Annotated in this window: 18 protein-coding genes; 17 read left to right on the forward strand and 1 reads right to left on the reverse strand. The window is 71.2% G+C overall.

Going from position 1 to position 19,108, the window contains the following annotated elements; translation table 11 throughout:
* The first annotated feature begins 9 nt into the window (after window positions 1-9).
* Both AC1U7O_RS00870 and AC1U7O_RS00875 read left to right on the forward strand, forming a co-directional pair.
* A complete protein-coding gene (locus tag AC1U7O_RS00870; RefSeq protein WP_479892655.1) occupies window positions 10-510 on the forward strand; it encodes a BCAM0308 family protein in 501 nt (166 codons plus the stop codon).
* 165 nt (window positions 511-675) lie between these two features.
* A complete protein-coding gene (locus AC1U7O_RS00875; protein WP_479892656.1) occupies window positions 676-3,438 on the forward strand; it encodes a PAS domain S-box protein in 2,763 nt (920 codons plus the stop codon).
* A gap of 68 nt (window positions 3,439-3,506) precedes the next feature.
* Here AC1U7O_RS00875 and AC1U7O_RS00880 read toward each other — a convergent pair whose 3' ends face one another.
* A complete protein-coding gene (locus AC1U7O_RS00880) occupies window positions 3,507-3,749 on the reverse strand; it encodes a hypothetical protein (protein WP_479892657.1) in 243 nt (80 codons plus the stop codon).
* A gap of 759 nt (window positions 3,750-4,508) precedes the next feature.
* On the opposite strand from AC1U7O_RS00880, the gene AC1U7O_RS00885 reads away from it, so the two are divergent.
* From AC1U7O_RS00885 to AC1U7O_RS00955, 15 genes are all read left to right on the forward strand, one after another.
* Window positions 4,509-4,697, forward strand: coding sequence for a YgaP family membrane protein (locus AC1U7O_RS00885; protein ID WP_479892658.1), 189 nt, complete (start codon window positions 4,509-4,511; stop codon window positions 4,695-4,697).
* Between the two features lie 63 nt (window positions 4,698-4,760).
* Window positions 4,761-5,804, forward strand: coding sequence for an efflux RND transporter periplasmic adaptor subunit (locus AC1U7O_RS00890; protein ID WP_479892659.1), 1,044 nt, complete (start codon window positions 4,761-4,763; stop codon window positions 5,802-5,804).
* Window positions 5,805-5,997: 193 nt separating this feature from the next.
* Window positions 5,998-9,531, forward strand: coding sequence for an efflux RND transporter permease subunit (locus AC1U7O_RS00895; RefSeq protein WP_479892660.1), 3,534 nt, complete (start codon window positions 5,998-6,000; stop codon window positions 9,529-9,531).
* A gap of 80 nt (window positions 9,532-9,611) precedes the next feature.
* Window positions 9,612-10,757 (forward strand): ABC transporter permease, encoded by a 1,146-nt coding sequence (locus tag AC1U7O_RS00900; RefSeq protein WP_479892661.1) that lies wholly within the window; start codon window positions 9,612-9,614, stop codon window positions 10,755-10,757.
* A gap of 2 nt (window positions 10,758-10,759) precedes the next feature.
* Entirely contained in the window at window positions 10,760-11,560 is an 801-nt protein-coding gene (locus AC1U7O_RS00905) for an ABC transporter ATP-binding protein (RefSeq protein WP_479892663.1), read from the forward strand.
* The gene (locus AC1U7O_RS00910; protein WP_479892664.1) at window positions 11,550-12,512 is read left to right on the forward strand and encodes an MlaD family protein; all 963 of its coding nucleotides are present in this window, start codon (window positions 11,550-11,552) and stop codon (window positions 12,510-12,512) included. The genes AC1U7O_RS00905 and AC1U7O_RS00910 overlap by 11 nt, the downstream gene beginning before the upstream one ends.
* Before the next feature lie 20 nt (window positions 12,513-12,532).
* The gene (locus AC1U7O_RS00915) at window positions 12,533-13,189 is read left to right on the forward strand and encodes an ABC-type transport auxiliary lipoprotein family protein (protein WP_479892665.1); all 657 of its coding nucleotides are present in this window, start codon (window positions 12,533-12,535) and stop codon (window positions 13,187-13,189) included.
* Entirely contained in the window at window positions 13,190-13,666 is a 477-nt protein-coding gene (locus tag AC1U7O_RS00920) for a VIT1/CCC1 transporter family protein (RefSeq protein ID WP_479892666.1), read from the forward strand.
* A 142-nt stretch (window positions 13,667-13,808) separates the two neighbouring features.
* Window positions 13,809-14,882 carry a cytochrome-c peroxidase gene (locus tag AC1U7O_RS00925; protein ID WP_479892668.1) on the forward strand — a complete coding sequence of 358 codons (1,074 nt, stop codon included), beginning with the start codon at window positions 13,809-13,811 and terminating at the stop codon, window positions 14,880-14,882.
* Window positions 14,883-15,157: 275 nt separating this feature from the next.
* Window positions 15,158-15,595 (forward strand): OsmC family protein, encoded by a 438-nt coding sequence (locus AC1U7O_RS00930; RefSeq protein ID WP_479892669.1) that lies wholly within the window; start codon window positions 15,158-15,160, stop codon window positions 15,593-15,595.
* Window positions 15,596-15,857: 262 nt separating this feature from the next.
* Window positions 15,858-16,226, forward strand: a complete 369-nt coding sequence (locus AC1U7O_RS00935; protein ID WP_479892670.1) for a PepSY domain-containing protein — start codon at window positions 15,858-15,860, stop codon at window positions 16,224-16,226.
* Between the two features lie 145 nt (window positions 16,227-16,371).
* The gene (locus tag AC1U7O_RS00940; protein ID WP_479892671.1) at window positions 16,372-16,797 is read left to right on the forward strand and encodes a CBS domain-containing protein; all 426 of its coding nucleotides are present in this window, start codon (window positions 16,372-16,374) and stop codon (window positions 16,795-16,797) included.
* A gap of 213 nt (window positions 16,798-17,010) precedes the next feature.
* Window positions 17,011-17,229, forward strand: coding sequence for a YgaP family membrane protein (locus AC1U7O_RS00945; RefSeq protein ID WP_479892672.1), 219 nt, complete (start codon window positions 17,011-17,013; stop codon window positions 17,227-17,229).
* A gap of 100 nt (window positions 17,230-17,329) precedes the next feature.
* Window positions 17,330-18,577 (forward strand): NAD(P)/FAD-dependent oxidoreductase, encoded by a 1,248-nt coding sequence (locus tag AC1U7O_RS00950; protein WP_479892673.1) that lies wholly within the window; start codon window positions 17,330-17,332, stop codon window positions 18,575-18,577.
* 90 nt (window positions 18,578-18,667) lie between these two features.
* On the forward strand, window positions 18,668-19,081 hold the full coding sequence (locus AC1U7O_RS00955) for a hypothetical protein (protein ID WP_479892674.1): 414 nt from the start codon (window positions 18,668-18,670) through the stop codon (window positions 19,079-19,081).
* Window positions 19,082-19,108: the final 27 nt, after the last annotated feature.

Here is a 19,108-nt window from a genome sequence, read left to right on the forward strand (position 1 = left end):
GGAGGCGGCATGAAAGGGAGGACGGGGAGCGCAGCCGACAACCGCGGTCGGGGGGACCGCAGGGTCCAGGCGAAACGGCACGACACGTACAAGGCCAGGCGCAAGCCGCGGGGGACGACGGTCTGCCCGTCGTGCGGGGCGGTCTTCCAGAAGGGCCGCTGGACCTGGACCGCGAAGCCGCCGAAGGCCCGGGCGGCCACGTGCCCCGCCTGCCGGCGGATCAAGGATCACTACCCGGCGGGCGAGCTGACGGTCGCCGGCCCCTTCTACGCCGCGCACCGGGCGGAGGTCCTCTCGCTGGCCCGCAACGAGGAGGCCGGCGAGAAGGCCGAGCATCCGCTCGCGCGGATCATGGGGGTCCGGGACGAGAAGGAGGGCGTGGTCATCGAGACGACGGACGTCCACCTACCCCGGCGGATCGGCGAGGCGCTCCGCCGCGCCTACCAGGGCGAGCTGACCCTCTCCTACAACAGGGACCAGCAGTTCATGCGGGCGAAGTGGGTGCGGTGAGACGGCGGGCGCGGGTATGGGGAGCGGCGGGCGCGGGCCAGGTGCGAGCGCCGGGTCTCGGCTCGACCCCGACGGTCCGGCAAGGCGAGGACTACGTGATCTTGACTATCGGTGGAAATTCTGATAGCGTGACACGCCGTCGCGTCGGACCGGGGGAAACTGCTGATGGTCGCCAGGCTCGCGGCCTTCGTCCTGCCCTCGCTTTCGCTCGGGATCTTCCTCGTTGACCTCGCCACGCCGCTCGGCAGGGCGGTGTGGGCCGCCTACCTCCTGCCGCTCCTCCTCACCCTCCGGCTTCCGCAGCGATGGGCTCCCCTGCTGGCGGGGGCCGGCTTTAGCGTCCTGATCCTGCTCGGCGCCCTCGCCGCCCGGGGCGGCGCGTCCCAGGAAGTCGTCGTCTTCAACCGTCTCATGGGCGTGGCGGTCCTGTGGGTGGCCGTGTTGCTCATCCTCCTCTACCGCAGGACGGCGGAGGCCCACCGGTCCTCCGAGGGCCGGCTCCAGGGCGTCCTCGCCGCCGCACCGGACCCCATCGTCGTCACCGAACAGGACGGGACGATCCTGGCGTGGAACCGCTCGGCGGAGCAGACCTTCGGCTGGCGCGAGGACGAACTGGTCGGACAATCCGTCGAACGGATCGTGCCCGAGCCGTTTCGGGAGGTGCATCGGCGCGGGATGGCGCGTGGCCTGGCCGCGGGGGAAACCAGAGTCATCCGGCGGGACGGCTGGCTCACCGCGCTGCGGCGGGACGGCAGGGAAGTCCCGATCCTCTGCTCGCTGTCGGCCTGGACGGCCGGCGGCCGGATGCTCTACTGCGGGGTCCTGCGCGACGCCACCGACCTGCAGCGGCAGCAGCGCACCCTGGCGACGGACCTCGCCGTGGCGCATGTCCTGAGCGAGAGCGGGAGCCTGACGCAGGCGGCCGGGTCGTTCCTCAAGGCGGTCGGGGAGGGCCTGGGCGCCGACCTCGGGTTGCTCTGGCTCGACGGCGAGGGGGAAGGCGACCGGTGGCGGTGCGCCGGCCGCTGGGCCCGTCCCACGCTCGACGGGACGCTCGCCGACGCGCTGGCCGTGCCGGGGCGCGGCCCCTTCGTCGAAGGCCCGCCCGGCCGCGTCCGTCGCGCGGGCGGGCTGCAATGGGCCACCACGCTCTTGGCGGACGTGATGGATCCGCGGACGGACGCGGCCCTGCGGTCGGGACTGCGGGCGGTCTGGGGGTTCCCGGTCCAGGCCGGCGGCGGGACGATCGGCGTCGTCGAGTTCTTCGGCCGGGAGGCGCCGCCCCCCGACGGCGCGTGGCGCCAGAGGGGCCTGGTGTGGGGCGCGCAGCTCGGCCAATTCATCGAGCGACAGCGGGCCGAGCGGGCGCTGAGCCGCACCTGCGCGCAGCTCGTCGAGGCCCAGCGGATCGCCCACCTCGGGAGTTGGGACTGGGAGGTGACGACGAACCGACTGACCTGGTCGGACGAGGTGTACCGGATCTTCGGGCTGGCGCCGCGGGAGTTCGGCGCGAGCTACGAGGCTTTTCTCGCCCGCGTGCACCCGGACGATCGGCCGGCGGTCGAGGCGGCGGTCCGGGCGGCGCTGGCCGACGGGCGGCCCTACGGCATCGAGCATCGCCTCGTCCGGCCGGACGGGAGCGCGCGCTGGGTGCACGAACGGGCGGAGGTCCTGCGCGACGCGGCGGGCCAGCCGGTCCGGATGGTCGGGACGGTGCTCGACATCACGGAACGGAAGGAGGCGGAGGAGGCGCTTCGGCGGACGAACGCCCAGCTCTGCCAGGCCCAGAAGATGGAGGCGATCGGCCGCCTGGCCGGCGGCGTCGCGCACGATTTCAACAACCTGCTCACGGTCATCTCCGGCTACGCCCAGCTCGCGCTCGCCGATCCGGCCCTCCCCGCCCCGCTGGCGGAGGGGATCGAGCAGATTCGGCAGGCCAGCGAGCGCGGGGCTTCGCTCACCCGCCAGCTCCTCGTCTTCAGCCGGCGGGAGCGGGCGGCACCCCGGCCGCTGGACCTCAACCGGGCGGTCCTGCGCCTGGAGAAGATGCTGCGCCGCATCCTGGGCGAGGACGTGCGGCTGGAGATCGACCTGACGCCCGGGCTCGGGCCGGTGTTGGCGGACGAAATGCAGGTGGACCAGGTGATCATGAACCTGGCCGTCAACGCGCGGGACGCGATGCCGGCCGGCGGCACGCTGACGATCCGGACCGCCGAAGCGGTCCCGGAGGAGGCCCTCGATCCGCGGGCGGTCCTCGTCCCGGCGCCCGGCCCGGCCGTCATGCTCGCCGTGCGCGACACGGGCTGCGGCATCCCGCCGGAGGTCCTGCCCCGCATCTTCGAGCCGTTCTTCACCACCAAGGAGGCCGGCAAGGGCACGGGTCTCGGCCTCTCGACCGTGTACGAAATCCTGCGTCAATACGGGGGCGGGTTGGCCGTCGAGAGCCGGGTCGGGGAGGGGAGCGTCTTTCGGGCCTACCTGCCGAGGGCGGAGGGGGTCGAGGCGGCGTCCCGGGAACCGGTCGAGCAGCCGGCCCCCCCAGTCTCGGGAGGAACGGTCCTGGTCGTCGAGGACGACGAGCTGGTGCGGACCCTCGTCCGCCGGACCCTCGAGATCGAGGGATTCCTCGTGTTCGAGGCGGCCGACGGGTTCGAGGCCCTCCGCTCGTGCGAGGAACGGCGGGGCGGCATCCGGCTCTTGGTCGCCGACCTCGTCCTGCCGGGGATGGGGGGACGGGAGCTGGCCGGGCGGCTGCGGGCGCTCAACCCCTCCGTGCGGGTGCTGTACATCTCCGGGTACCTGGACCAGCAGCCGTCCCCGGAGGAGCTGGCCCGGGACGATGCCGCCTTCCTCGCGAAGCCCTTCTCCCCGAGCGGTCTCGTCGCCTCGGTGCGCGCGCTGCTGGCTTCCCCGCCCGCGGCGGGGTGAAGCGCCTCCGCGTTACCGCCGGCGCTCCGTCGTCGGACGCCCCGCCGCCCGGCACGGCGGCCCGCCCCTCACGTGCCGAGCGCGACGACCTCGCCGCGATGCGACGGGGCCCTCCGCGGCTTTCCGGCCAGGCGGTCCAGCAGGCGCGCAAAGCGGGGCCGCCGCGCCGTCCGGTTCCGCAGGATGCCCGGCTCCGTGACCCAGCCGCAGTTCAGGCACCGCCAGACCCTGAGCCAGAGGCCCCCGTCCTGGTCGGCCAGGTCCAGGAAGTGATCCACCGCCATCAATCCATGACAGCGCTCGCAATCCATGATCCCACCTCCCTATGCAGGACCTTCAGCCCTGCATTCCGGCGACCCGTCATTCCGGCAATTCGTCCGGCAGGGCGACATTCCTTCCCTCCGTCATCCCCCCGTCATTCCGGCGGAGGCCGGAATCCAGGGCCGACTCCTGGACCCCGGCGTGCGCCGGGGCGACGGACTGCGGTTCCCCGTCTGCCGGGGCGACGGCACTGGGCCCCGGCGTGCGCCGGGGTGACGGCCGGAGTCCACCGCATCCGATGCCCGGTCGCGTTCTTCAATGGCATTCCGTCGGGCAGAAGAAGACGAGGTAGAGCACGATCGCGAGACCGAGCGCCACGGCGCCGAGCAGCCACCAGGTCGTTGATTGCACGCCTTGCCTCCTTCGTCGGTCGCCTCTCGGTCGAGCAAGAGCAGTGCCATTAGGCAGCCGCGAGTGGTGCGGCGCGAAGCGTAAAAGGTTGAGAAGACACCCGACAAGGGCCTTCGCGCGCCCGTGATGCGGCACCGCTCTTCTCCCAACCCCGCAAACCTCACCCCGCCCGCCTCGCGTCTTTTGTGGCCTTCCGCTACAGGGCCCGCTCCGGGGACTGTGGCGGGATGTCCCCCGGGGCCGCCGTGCTTGGCGTAAAACTCTGCGATTGTGCGGGCACTGGAGTTGCGTCCGTTGCCACAGCGACGTCGGGACCCGGCCGAATCCTCCGAGCGCGGCTTTGGCTCTTACGGGCAGCGGGCCGGAGCGGCCCAGGCTTTTGAGGAGGAGTGTTCACGATGCGACTCAACGAGTGGCTGCGCCTGATCGCCGGGCTCTTCGTCCTGGCGGCCCTGACGCTCGGCGCGACGGTCCATCCCTACTGGAATCTCCTGGCCGCCTTCGTCGCGGCGAACCTGATTCAGTCGGCCTTCACCGGCTGGTGCCCGATGATGGCGCTGCTCCGCCGGCTGGGAGTCCGGGAATAATACGGAGCCGGGCGAATGGCACGGCGCCGGTGAGCGGTCTATAATGCGGCCGGAGGTGACGGTGTGAGGAAGGCCTGGGCCCTGCCGCTCGTCGCGGCGCTGGCGGCCTGCGGCCCGCAGGACGCGCAGCCGCCGGCCGCGGTGTCCGCGCCGGCGCCCGCCGTCGTGCGCGCCGCCGTGCTGGAGGTGAGGCCGGTGCGGGTGCCGATCATGGTCGAGGTGACCGGCCAGGTCGCGGCCGCCACCCAGGCGACGTTGGCCAGCAAGGTCCAGGGCATCGTCCAGGAGCTCCGGGTCCACGAGGGCTCGGCCGTCGCGAAGGGCGACACGCTGCTCGTGCTCGACAGCCGGGACCTGAGGGCCAACCTCGCCCGGGCGGAGGCCGAGGTCGAGAACGCGCGGGCGCAGCTCGACCGCATGCAGCGCCTCTTCGACCTGGAATCCGTCACCAAGCAGGAGTTGGACAACGCCACCCGCGCGTTCAAGGTCGCCGAGGCCTCCCGGGCGGCCGCCCTCGCCCAGCTCAGCTATACGGTCGTCAAGGCGCCCTTCGACGGGGTCGTCACGGAAAAGCGCGTCGAGGTCGGGGAGCTGGCCTCGCCCGGCCAGCCCCTGCTCCGGATGGAGGACCCCCGGCGCCTGCGGCTGGAGGCCACGGTGGCCGAGGGGGACTTGAAGGCGGTGACGCGCGGCGATCGGATCGCCGTCGTCGTGGACGCACTCGGGGACCGGCGGCTCGCGGGTACCATCGCGCAGATCCTGCCGACCGGCGACCCGAACACCCACACCTTCCTGGTCAAGGTGGACCTGCCGCCGACGCCCGGCCTCAAGACCGGCATGTTCGGCCGGCTCCAGCTCGAGAAGGGGGCGAGCGAGAGCCTGGTGCTCCCGAAGGCGGCCATGGTCGAGCGGGGGCAGCTCTCCGGCGTGTTCGTCGTGGGCGCCGACCTGATCGCGCGGCTCCGCTGGGTCAAGGTCGGGCGGACGCTGACCGGCGGGGTCGAGGTCCTGTCCGGCTTGAACGTCGGGGAGCGGGTCCTCGCCGATGCCGCCCAGGGCGCCAACGGTGCCCGCGTGGAAGCCATCGCGGCGGAATCGCCGCGATGAGGTGAGGGGTGACCGTGACGAGTCACCGCACTACCGGGTATTCCTGCGAAGTCCCCGGTCCGTCATTCCGGCGAAAGCCGGAACCCAGGGCCGGACTGGACTCCGGCCCCGGATTGCGAATGTCCGGGGCAGGCTTTCGCCGGGGTGACGGAGCAAGAACCGGGCTGACGACATCACTCAAGACTCTCATCGCATGACCCCTCGCCCCTCACCCCTCACCTCCCACGGATTGGCCGGGCGGCTCGCCGACCTCTTCATCGCCAGCAAGCTCACGCCGCTGATCATGATCGGCGTCCTGCTGCTCGGCGCCTTCGCGGTCCTGCTCACGCCGCGCGAGGAGGAGCCGCAGATCGTCGTCCCGATGGCGGACGTCTTCTTGCCCTTCCCCGGCGCCGCCGCGAAGGTCGTCGAGGAGCAGCTCACCAAGCCGATCGAGCGCGCGATCTCGGAGATCCGCGGGGTCGAGTACGTCTATTCGATCTCGCGGCCCGGCGGCGCGCTCGTCGTCGTCCGCTTCTACGTCGGCGAGCCGATGGAGCAGAGCCTGGTGGACCTCTACGACAAGCTCATGTCCAACCAGGACCTGCTGCCGCCCGGCGCCGGGCCCTTCCTGGTCAAGCCCCGCGACGTGAACGACGTCCCGATCGTCACCCTGACCCTCTGGGGCGAGGGGCAGACGGACTTCCAGCTCCGGCGGATCGCCGAGCAGGTCCTGGAGGAGGCGAAGAAGGTGCCGGGCACGGCCGGCGGGTTCTTGGTCGGCGGGCGCCCGCGCGAGCTGCAGGTGCGGATCGATCCGGCCCGGCTGCGGGCCTACGGGCTCACGCCGCTAAAGGTGGCGGCGGTGATCCAGGGCGAGAACGTCGCGCGGCCGGCCGGCCGCTTCGAGAGCCTGAACCGGGAGTTCCTCGTCGAGACGGGACGGTTCCTCGGCTCGCGCGAGGACCTGGAGGCGCTCGTCGTCGGCGTGCAGGCGCCGGCGACGCGGGCCGCGCGCGGTCCCGCCGCGGCGGACGAGGTGGGCGCGGCGCGGCCGATCTACCTGCGCCAGGTCGCGGACGTGACCGACGGTCCCGGCGAGGCGACGAGCTACGTCTGGTTCGGGCTCGGCCCCGCCGGCGCCGGTGAGGCGGTGGGCGTGAAACGTGAAACGAGGGAGGACCCGGCCGGGGCGTCCTCTCACGTCGCACCGCTCACGGTGCACGAGTCTCCGGCCGTGACGATCGCCGTCGCGAAGCAGGCGCGGACCAACGCGGTGACGGTGGCGGAGGCGGTGATCCGCAAGGCCGAGGAGCTCAAGGGGACGGTGATCCCCTCCGACGTGCGCCTGACCGTCACGCGGGACTACGGGGCGACGGCGGACGAGAAGGCGAACGAACTGCTCCGGCACCTGGGGATCGCGGTCGTTTCGGTCGTTGTCTTCCTCGGGCTCGCGCTGGGCCCGCGCCCGGCGATGGTCGTCTCGCTCGCGATCCCCTTGACGCTCGCGCTCACCCTCTTCACCTCCATGCTGATCGGCTACACGATCAACCGCGTGACGCTGTTCGCGCTGATTTTCTCCATCGGCATCCTCGTGGACGACGCGATCGTCGTCGTCGAGAACATGTACCGACACCTGCTGGCGGGCGGGCGTCCCCACCGCGAGGCCGCCATCTACGCCGTGGACGAGGTGGGCAACCCCACGATCCTGGCGACCTTCACGGTCATCGCGGCGCTGCTGCCCATGGCCTTCGTCTCCGGCCTCATGGGCCCCTACATGCGGCCGATCCCGATCAACGCCTCGATCGCGATGTTCTTCTCCCTGCTCGTCGCCTTCATCGTGATCCCCTGGTTCTGCCAGACGTGCTACCGGGAAGGCGTGAGGGGTGAGGGGTCGGGGGTGAGGGGTGAAGAGAGCCAGGAGAGAGGCGACCCCGTTCCGTCCCGATCCGAGGCCCCTCACGCTCCCCCCCGTCCTCCTCACGACTCTTCCGGGTTGTACCGCTTCTACCGCCGGCTGCTCGGGCCGCTGCTGGCGCACCCCCTCGTCGCCGTCGCCTTCTTCGCCGGCGTGGTCCTGCTGCTCGTCGCGTCGGTCTCGCTGTTCTACACGAGGACGGTGCCGGTCAAGATGCTGCCCTTCGACAACAAGAGCGAGCTGCAGCTCGTCGTGGACATGCCGGAGGGGACGACGCTGGAGGAGACGGCGCGCGTCACCCAGGCGTTGACGCGGGTCCTGGCGACCGTGCCGGAGGTCCGCCACTACCAGGCCTACGTCGGGACCGCCTCGCCCTTCAACTTCAACGGGCTGGTGCGGCACTACTTCCTGCGCCGGGGCTCGAACGAGGCCGACGTCCAGGTCGTGCTCGCGCCCAAGGAGGCGCGCCGGGCCCAGAGTCACGAGATCGCGCAGCGCCTCCGCCCGCGCGTCCAGGCCGTCGCCCGCGAGCACGGGGCGAACGTGAAGGTCGTGGAGGTGCCGCCGGGGCCGCCCGTGCTGGCGGTCCTCGTCGCGGAGGTCTACGGGCCGGACTACGAGCGCCAGGTCGCCGTCGCGAAGGACATCCGGGCCCTGTTCGAGCAGACGCCCGGCGTCGTGGACGTGGACGATTTCGTCGAGGCCGACCAGGTGAAGTACGTCTTCACGGTGGACCGCGCCAAGGCGGCGCTCGCCGGCGTGCCCTCGGAGGAGATCGTCCGGACGCTCCGCATGGCGCTGGAGGGGGAGCGGATCGGGCTGATGCACATGCCGCGGGAGAAGAGCCCGGTCCAGGTCCTGCTCCGGCTGCCGCCGGCCGAGCGAACGGGGCTGGAGCACTTTGGCGAGATCGCGCTCAGGGGGAGCGGGGGCGCGCTGGTGCCGCTGTCGGAGCTGCTGCGCGTCGAGCGGACGATCCAGGACCGGGCGATCCACCACAAGAACCAGAAGCCGGTCGTCTACGTCGTCGCGGACGTGGGGGGCGGGACGGAGAGCCCGGTCTACGGCGTGCTCGACGTCGGCCGGCGGCTGGAGGCCTACCGGCCCCCGGAGGGCTACGCGGTCGAGCAGTTCTACACGGCGCAGCCCTGGTCGGAGGAGCGGCTGGCGATGAAGTGGGACGGGGAGTGGCACATCACCTACGAGACCTTCCGCGACATGGGGATCGCCTTCGCCGTGGCGATGCTGCTGATCTATCTGCTGATCGTGGCGGAGTTCCAGTCGTTCCTGGCGCCGGTCGTCATCATGGCGCCGATCCCGCTCACGCTGATCGGCATCGTGCCCGGCCACTGGCTGACGGGCTCGTACTTCACGGCCACCTCGATGATCGGGTTCATCGCGCTCGCGGGCATCATCGTCCGTAACTCGATCCTGCTCGTGGACTTCATCGAGGCCGAGCGGCGCGCGGGCGTGCCGGCGGACGAGGCGGTGATCCGCGCGGGGGCGATCCGGACGCGGCCGATCCTGCTCACCGCCGCCGCGCTGATGGTCGGCGCCTTCGTGATCATCCTCGACCCGATCTTCCAGGGCCTGGCCGTCTCGCTGCTGTTCGGCGTCGGCGCGGCGACGTTGTTGACCCTGGTCGTGATCCCGGTCCTCTATTACCGCCTCACGACGGGCCGGCGGACGCCCGCCGAGCCGCCGCCGGCCGCCCCGGAGAGCGGGGACGGCGCCGGCCGCCCGGCGCCCGGTCCGCACGGCGAGGCCCCGGAGCCGGAGCCGGCCGGCTCGCCGCGTGCCCCCGGCGGCTTGCGGGATTTCCCCGGCTAAGGCATTATGCGGACCGACCGACGATCCGGTTGGCGGCCGGGCCGTCGGAGATCGAGCGGGATGGGGCCGGAGGCGGAGCGTTGACCGAGGCGGCGGAGACGGCGGGCGCGGGCGGCGGGCGGCCGACGGCGGCCCTCGACGGGGCGGGCCTCCTGCGCCTGGCGGGGGCCTGGACGATCCCGCGCCTCGCGGAGGTCGAGGAAGGGCTGGCCGCGCTGGCGGCGGGCGCCGGCCCCCTGACCTGCGACGCCGCCGGCATCACGGCGATGGACACGGGCGGCGCCTGGCTGCTCCGGCGGACGCTGGAAGCCTGGCGGACGGCGGGACGCACGGTCGAGCTGCGGGGGCTCGATCCGCGGTTCGCGGAATTGCTGGAGATCGTCGGCCGGCACGGTCCGGCCGGCAACGGGGCCGCCGCGGGCGCTCCCCCGCCCCCGAGGCTGGAGCGGCTCGGCCGCGCCGTCTGGGAGTGGGCGGCCCAGGGGCCGCGGGCCCTGTCGTTCCTCGGCGAGAGCGGGGTCGTGCTGGTGCGGCTCCTGCTGCGGCCGCGGACGATCCGCTGGTCCGCTCTCTTCGGAAGCCTGGAGCGGGACGGCGTCAAGGCCATGCCGATCGTCGGGCTGCTGTCCTTCCTGATGGGCATCGTCATCGCCTACCAGGGCGCGGAGCAGCTCAAGACCTTCGGGGCCAACATCTTCGTCGTGGACCTGGTCGGCATCTCGCTGCTGCGCGAGATCGCCCCGATGGTCACGGCCATCCTGGTCGCCGGCCGGTCCGGCTCGGCCTACACGGCGCAGCTCGGCGCCATGTCCGTGACCGAGGAGGTGGACGCGCTCCGGACGCTGGGGCTGTCGCCGATGGAGCTGCTCGTGCTCCCCCGCGTGCTCGCGCTCGTGATCGCGATGCCGCTGCTGACCGTCTACGCCGACGTGGTCGGGGTGTTCGGCGGCATGCTGATCGCCTCCGCCGAGCTGAGCGTGAGCTTCACGGAGTTCGTCACGCGGTTCGACGAGGCCGTCGCGCTGCGGCACTTCCTGATCGGGATCGGCAAGGCCCCGATCTTCGCGGTCGTCATCGCGCTGGTCGGCTGCTACCAGGGCTTCCAGATCAGCGGGGGCGTGGACAGCGTGGGCCGGCACACGACGATCAGCGTGGTGCAGGGGATCTTCCTCGTGATCGTGATCGACGCGGCGTTCTCGATCCTCCTGAGCTGGCTGGGGCTCTGACCGTGGCGACCGCGGGGCCGGCCGCCGGCGAGACGGTGATCGAGGTGCGGTCCGTCGCTACGCGCTTCGGGAGCGCCGTGGTGCACGAGGACGTGAGCCTGGCCGTGCGGCGCGGGGAGGTCTTCGCGATCGCGGGCGGGAGCGGCTGCGGGAAGTCGGTGCTGCTGCGGGAGATCCTGCTGCTCCAGCGGCCGACCGCGGGCGAGATCCGGCTCTTCGGGCGCGACAGCGCGACGATGACGGAGGCGGACGTGCTGGCGTTCCGGCGGCGGACGGGCATGCTGTTCCAGCAGGGCGCGCTGTTCAGCTCGCTGACGGTCGCGGAGAACGTCGCGGTGCCCCTGCGCGAGCACACGCGCCTGAGTCCCGGCCTCATCCGCGAGGTCGCGGCGATCAAGATCGGCCAGGCGCGCCTGCCGGCGGAGGCGGGGGCGAAGTATCCGAGCGAGCTCAGCGGCGGGATGCGCAAGCGGGCGGCGCTCGCGCGGGCCATCGCGCTGGACCCGGAGCTGCTTTTCCTCGACGAGCCGACGGCCGGGCTGGACCCGGTCAGCGCGGGCGCCTTCGACCAGCTCGTCTGGGACTTGAAGACGCTGCTCGGGCTCACGATCGTGATGGTCACGCACGACCTGGACACGCTCTGGCGCGTGGCGGACCGCGTGGCCGTGCTCGGGGAGGGGCGGGTGCTGGCGTTGGGCACGATGCAAGAGGTGGCGCGCTCGACGGAGGCCTTCATCCGCGAATACTTCCACGGCGCACGCGGGCGGGCGGCGGCCGCGGCGGGGGACGCCCATGGACACTAAGGTCAACTATACGCTGGTGGGGCTGTTCGTCGTCCTCCTCGGGGCCCTCCTCGTGGTCGGCGGGCTGTGGCTGAGCAAGGGCGATTACCGAGGCGCCTACGACCGCTACTACGCCTACATGCAGGAATCCGTCAGCGGGCTGAGCGTGAACGCCCCCGTGAAGTACCGAGGCGTCGAGGTCGGGCGGGTGAAGGAGGTCCTTCTCAACCCCGAGAACCCGGAGGAAGTGCGCTTGACGATGGACATCCGGCGCGGCACGCCGATCAAGGAGGACACGGTCGCGATCCTGGACACGCAGGGACTGACCGGTCTGGCCATCGTGAACCTGACGGGCGGCAGCAAGGAGTCCCCGCCGCTGCAGGCGAAGGAGGGGGAGGAGTACCCCGTGATCCAGACGGGTCCGTCGCTGCTCTACCGGATCGACACGGCGCTCTCGCGACTGCTCGCCGACCAGGCGGTGACCCGATTGCTGTCCGACGCGGACGGCGCGTTCCAGGACGCCCGCGCGGTGATGGACCAGGACAACCGCGCGGCGATCCGGCAGGCCCTGGCCGACCTGGCGACGGTCGCGCGCACGCTGGCGGCCCGGAGCGGGCAGGTGGACCAGAGCCTCGCCGGGGCCGCGCAGGCGTCGGAGAACCTGGCGCGCCTGACCCGCCAGCTCAACGAGCAGGTGCCGATCATCCTCGCGCGCGTGGACAAGTCGGCCGCGGCGATCCAGGCCATGACGGAGGAGCTGACGCGGACGGGCAAGACGGTGGGCGGGGTCGTCGCGAGCACGAAGCCCGACCTGGAGCGGTTCACGGGGCAGACGCTGGCCGAGGTGGACGCGCTGGTCGCCGAGCTGCGGGAGCTGACGGGGACCTTGCAGCGGGTGGCGCGGCAATTGGAGCGGGAGCCCGATTCGCTGGTCTTCGGCCGCCGCGGGGGACCGAGGGGGCCCGGCGAATGAGGGACCGGAGGCACGGAGCCATGAAGGACGGTCGCGGTCGGGCGGGGCGCGCGGCGCGGGCGCTGGCGGCCTGGCTCGGGGCGGCGGCGCTGGCCGCCTGTACGTTCGGCGGCGCGGGAGACCCGGTCCAGCACACCTATCTGTTGGGCGGCGACGGGCCGGCGCGGGCGGCCGCGCCGCCCGCGGACCCGCGCGCCGCGGCGACCCTGCTCGTCGGCCAGCCGCAGGCCCTGGCCGGCTTCGACACGCCGCGGATGGCCTACGTCGCGCGGCCGCACGAGGTGAGCTACTATGCGGCGAGCCAGTGGGCCGACGTCCCTGGCCGCATGGTGGCGCCCCTGCTGGCCCGAGCCCTGGAGCGCACGGGGGCCTGGCGCGCGGTGGTCCAGGGCGCGGGCGCGGTCCGCGCGGACTACCGGGTGGACGCGGACAGCCTGACCGTGGCCCATGAGCTGTTCGAGAAGCCGAGCCGGGTGCGGCTGGCGCTGCGGCTGCAGCTCGTCGAGACCCGCGAGCGGCGGGTTCTCGGCACGCGGGCCTTCGAGGTCGTCGAGGCGGCGCCGGGCGACGACGCCTACGGCGCGGCCCTGGCGGCGAATCGGGCCCTGCCGAAGCTGCTGGAGCAGGCGGCGGAGTGGGCGAGCGGCTGCATGAAGGACGCGGCAAAGGGCTGCTGAGTGCGGGACGCATGGCGGACGGGGTTCACCTTCGGCCTCACCTCTGGTATCATCACGACGCTCGGGTTGATCGTCGGACTCCACGCCGGCACCCATTCCCGCGCGGCGGTGATCGGCGGCATCCTGACCATCGCCGTGGCCGACGCCCTGTCCGACGCGCTCGGCATGCACGTCGCGCAGGAATCCGGGGGCCGGCATACGGGTCGGGAGGTCTGGGAGGCCACCGTCGCGACGCTGCTGTCAAAGTTTCTCTTCGCGCTCACGTTCGCGGCGCCGATGCTGGCCCTGCCCCTCGGCCCCGCGGTCGGCCTGAGCATCCTGTGGGGGCTGCTCCTGCTGGCGCTGTTGAGCTACCGGATCGCCCGAGCCCGGGGGGTCGAGCCCTGGCGGGTCATCCTGGAGCACTTGGTCATCGCGGTCGCGGTGATCGGGCTGACCCACCTGGTGGGCGATTGGATCGGGACGATGGTCACCTGAGCAGGCTGCCGGCGCGGGCGGCAGGTCGTCACCCCGGCAGGTCATTCCGGCGGAAGCCGGAATCCAGGACGATGCTGGACCCCGGCGTCCGCCGGGGTGACGGGGAGAGTCAACGGGCTGTGCACACGAGAAAGGGGGAGGTATGCGCACTCGAAAGGCGGGGCTGAGGGGACTCCTGGCGGCGGCGTTCGTGGCCCTGGCCGTGGGGGCGGGCGGGCCGGCGGCCCGCGGCGGGACCATGGCGGCCGAGGGCGTCAACCTGGTGATCGTGGACGGGATCGCGGTGCCGGACGTCGGGCCCCTGCCGACCGCGGTGCCGGTGCCCGAGACGAACCTGAACTACAAGGCCAAGGTGGAGCTGGGCAAGCAGCTCTACTTCGACGGGCGGCTCTCGAAGAACAACCAGGTGTCCTGCGCCTTCTGCCACATCCCCGGCGCCGGCTTCGCCGACCCGCGCCAGACGTCCATCGGCGTGGACGGCAAGGTCGGCGGGCGCCAGGCCCCCACCGTGCTGAACACCGCCTTCAACCCCATCCAGTTCTGGGACGGACGCGCGGGCTCGCTGGAGGAGCAGGCGATCGGGCCGATCCAGAACCCCGTCGAGATGGCCGAGACCCACGAGAACGTCGTGAAGAAGCTGGGCAAGATCAAGGGCTACCGCGACCAGTTCCGCGCGGTCTTCGGGGCGGACGTGAACCTCCAGGGGATCGCGGAGGCGATCGCCGCCTACGAGCGGACCGTGCTCTCGACCAACTCGGCCTTCGACAAGTATGCGATGGGCGACCGGCGGGCGATGGACGAGGCGGCGGCGCGCGGGCTGGCGTTGTTCCGGGGCAAGGCGCGCTGTATCCTCTGCCACAACGGGCCGAACTTCACCGACAACCAGTTCCACAACCTGGGCGTGCCGCAGGTCGGGCCGCTCGCGGAGGACCTCGGCCGCTACACCGTCACGAGGCGGGAGGCGGACAAGGGGGCGTTCAAGACGCCCACGCTCCGGAGCATCGCGCTCACCGCGCCCTACATGCACGACGGCGCCTTCAAGACGCTGGAGGAGGTCGTGGACTTCCTGAACAAGGGCGGCGGGCCCAACCCGAATCTGAGCCCGCTCGTCAAGCCGCTGGGCCTCACCGACCAGGAGAAGGCGGACCTGATCGCCTTCCTCAACGCCCTGACCGGCGAGATCGTCAAGGTGGAGATGCCGAAGCTGCCGAAGTGAAGGCGGGGAGCTATCACTGTTCACCCATCGGCCCCGCCCTCCGTCATTCCGGCGGAAGGTCGTCACCCCGTCCGTCACCCCGGCGAACGATCGACCATTCGCCCGTCACCCCGGCGAAAGCCGGGGCCCAGTCCCGTCACCCCGCCCGTCACCCCGGCGTTCGCCGGGGTGACGGGAGAGGGGTACTCCTTCGCCGGGGTGACGGGAATAGGGTGACAGGACGGCGTGGCAACTGTGCTCTTGGCTGACGGCAGACAGCTCTTCAGGAGGTCATGATGGACGTCCGTCCGAAACGCTACACCTACCACACCGCCGTCCGCTGGACGGAGCAGCGGAAGGGCCGGATCGCGGCCGGCGAAGGGAAGCCCGAGATCGAGGTGGCCACGCCGCCGGAGTTCAAGGGCCATCCGGGGATCTGGTCGCCGGAGGACCTCTTCGTCGCCGCCGCCAACGTCTGCCTCATGACCACGTTCCTCGCCTTCGCCGAGCGGGCAGGGCTGGGCTTCACCGCCTACGAGAGCGAGGCGGAGGGCGTCCTGGAGCTGGTGGACGGCAAGTTCCAGGTCACGACCATCACGCTCAAGCCCCGGCTCGCGCTCAAGCCCGGCGAGGACGCGGCCAAGGCGCGCGAGCTGCTCGAGAAGGCGGAGGCCCACTGCCTGATCTCCAACTCGATGAAGTCGCGGGTCGTGCTGGAGCCGACGATTTCGTAGGGAGCGGCCCTCAGCGCGCCGCCGCCAGCTTGCGGCACCCTTCGCGTTCGACGGTTCACGTCTCACGCCCGCTGTAGCATCTCGCGCCACTGCCTAGGGGCGATCCTGTGGCCTTTGGCCCCAGCCTCCCCGGCCCCTTCTTGCGCAAGTCCCCGAACAGCCCGAAAATAGACGCGGGGTCACCCTCTCCTGACATGGCACGCGAATCGCACTTTGGCGGCCCGACACGCCGGGCGTCGGGCGCTAACCGGGAGGTCTGGTCATGCGGAAAATGGGAATCGGTTCAGCTCTGGTGGTCGGGGCGCTGCTGGTCTGGGGCGGGACGGGGGGCGCGGACGAGGGCAAGAAGCTCAAGCAGAAGGTCGAGATGGCCGGCGCGGCGACGGTGACGATCGACCAGGCCGTCAAGACCGCTTCGGAGAAGGTGGCGGGCAAGGTCATCGAGGCCGAGCTGGAGACCAAGCACGACAAGACGGTCTGGGAGGTCGAGGTCGTCACGGCGGACGGGAAGGTGATGGAGGTCCACGTGGACGCGGCGACCGGCGCGGTCATCGACGTCGAGGACAAGGCGGCGGAGCCCAAGAAGGAAAAGAAAGACAAGAAGAAGGAGCGCAAGGGCCGGGACGACTGAGCGGGCGCGACCCCGCGAGGGAGGCGGCGACTCCGGCAGGGTGGACTGTTCGAACCTCAAGCCCGCGAGGGTTCGGCTCCGCCGCGTCCGACTGCGAGCGCGGCGGCCCGGGCGAGCGAGGAATGAATGATGGAGGAGGCGAGCGATGACGACGGTGGAGCATTCTCACCTCAAGGCCAAGGACATCATGAAGACGCGGGTGATGGTGGCGAGCCGGAAGGCCAGCGCGCGGGACCTGGCCGTGCACTTCCTCACGGGCGTCTTCAGCGGCCTGCCGGTGGTCGAGCGCGACCTGACGCTGGTGGGGGTCGTGAGCGAGTCGGACCTGCTCAAGGCCATCGAGCAGGATAAGGACCTGGCGGCGCTCACGGCGGATGACGTGATGTCCAAGCCGGCGCTCACGGTGGAGGAGCACACGCCGGTCAAGGACGTCATCCGGCATATCCTCAAGGCCAAGGTGCTCCGCCTCCCCGTCGTGCGGGGCGGCAAGCTGGTCGGCCTCATTTCGCGCTCGGACCTCCTGGAGCACCTGATCAGCAAAAAACTGTTCGCGGCGTACGGCGGGTTCTGAATCCTTCGGCGAGGGCCCGGCTCTCAGGCGAAAGGAACAGGTGTGGAATCAGGAGCCGGGGGCCGGCTCTGGGATTCTGGATTCAGGCCCCGGATGAAAAATGTCCGGGGTGACGACCTTCCGCCGGAATGACGGAGGGGTGGGATGGCGGAGCGCCGGCATGACGAGGCAGACGGCTGAGAGCAACAGGCGTCTTCACAAGGAGGAACAGCCATGACCTGCAACGTGGGCGGAGTGGAGCGGCCGATTCGGATCGTGGCGGGCATTCTGCTGGTGAGCCTGGGCGCCTTCGGCGGGCTGCCGGAGGGGCTGAGCCTCGCGGCCTACGTGGTGGGCGGGATCGCGCTGGTCACCGGGGCGATCGGCTACTGCCCGCTCTGGACCCTGCTGGGGCTGAACACCTGCGCGCCGAAGACGACCGGGAAGGCCTGAGCCGACTCGGGGAAGGGGCGAGGGGGAGACGCGGGGACGGGGGAAGGATTCGTCGCCGCGAGGGGCCTTTTCAACATCCTGTCCGGGGAAAGGAGCGGCCATGGCGAGGGTGGTGATCATCGGCGCATCCATCGGCGGGCTGCCGGCGGCCTACGAAGCGCGGGCCCTGTTGCCGAAGAAGCACAGGGTGACGGTGATCTCGAACGTGGACTCCTTCCACTTCGTCCCCTCCAACCCCTGGGTCGCGGTCGGGTGGAGAACGCGCAAGGACATCAGTTTCCCGCTCGGGCCGGTGTTGGAGAAGCGGGGGATCGAGCTTATCCGCGCGCCGGCGGAGCGGATCGAGCCGCAACAGAACCGGGTGATCACCGCGAAGGGCGAGGTCCCCTACGACTACCTGATCATCGCCACGGGGCCCAAGCTCAACTTCCCCGCCGTGCCGGGCCTCGGGCCCAGCGGCCATACCCAGTCCGTCTGCACGGTGGACCACGCCGAGCAGGCCTGGGGCTTCTACCAGGCCTTCCTCAAGAATCCCGGCCCGATCGTCGTGGGCGCCGCGCAGGGCGCCTCCTGCTTCGGCCCGGCCTACGAGATGGCCTTCATCCTCGACGCGGACCTGCGGGCCAAGAAGCTGCGGCGCAAGGTGCCGATCCACTTCGTCACGGCGGAGCCCTACGTCGGCCACATGGGCTTGGGCGGCGTCGGCAAGTCGCGGCGCCTGATGGAGGACGAGTTCGCGGACCACTCGATCAAGCCGATCGTCAACGCCGTGATCAAGGAAGTGCAGCCGGGCAATATGGTCCTGGAGGACGGCCAGGAGATTCCCTTCCGCTACTCGATGATCATCCCGCCCTTCGCCGGCGTGGACGCGGTGGCGGGCACGCCCGGGCTCTGCAACCCGAAGGGGTTCGTGAACATCGACGCCTACCAGGCCAATCCCAAGTATAAGAACATCTACGCGGTCGGCGTCTGCGTGGCGATTCCGCCGGTGGAGCAGACGCCGGTGCCGACCGGCGCGCCCAAGACCGGGTACATGATCGAGTCCATGGTGTCGGCGGCGGTCCACAACATCAAGGCGGACATCGAGAACGACCCCAAGCGCGAGACGGCCACCTGGAATGCGATCTGCCTGGCGGACATGGGCGACACGGGCGTGGCCTTCGTGGCTCTGCCGCAGATGGCGCCGCGTGACGTGACCTGGGCCAAGAAGGGCAAGTGGGTCCACCTGGCCAAGGTGGGCCTGGAGAAGTATTTCCTCTACAAGATGAAGCGTGGCGTGAGCGAGCCCTACTACGAGAAGGCCATCCTCAAGGCCTTGGGCATCGCCAAGCTGCAACAGCGGGCATGACCGTCGCGGCCGTCGGGAAACGGCTGCCGACCCCTCGGGTTTGGCCGGGATATGCCGATAGACTACGGAATCGACGGATATTCCGCCCCGATGCCGGAGGGGCCGGTCCGGCCGCAGGGACCGTGGTCGTGGCGGGGCGGCCCGGCGGTGATCGGTTGCGCCTGTCTCTGGCTCGCCGGCTGCGCGACGCCCGCGGCCGAGGGCCCGACGATCCGCGAGGCGCTCGTCGGGATGGCCAAGCAGGAGCTGCTCCTCTGCGCCGGCCGGCCGGACCGGGAAACGCCCATCGAGGGAGGCATGGCGCTGGTCTACATCCGCGCGGGCGGCGCCCTGGAGGATTCCTTCGCTGTCTCCAAAGCCAGCCTGCCGCGCCCGCCCCATGCCTGCCTGGCCCTCCTGAAAGTCCGGGACGATCGTATCGTCGAGGTCCGCTACGACTCCGAGCCCAAGGGTGTCTATGCCGAGGATCATTGCGACGAAATCTTCGAAGGCTGCCGGCGCTGACGGGGGCGCGTCTGCGACGCGGCTGAG

Source organism: Candidatus Nitrospira neuquenensis (genome assembly GCF_979578155.1).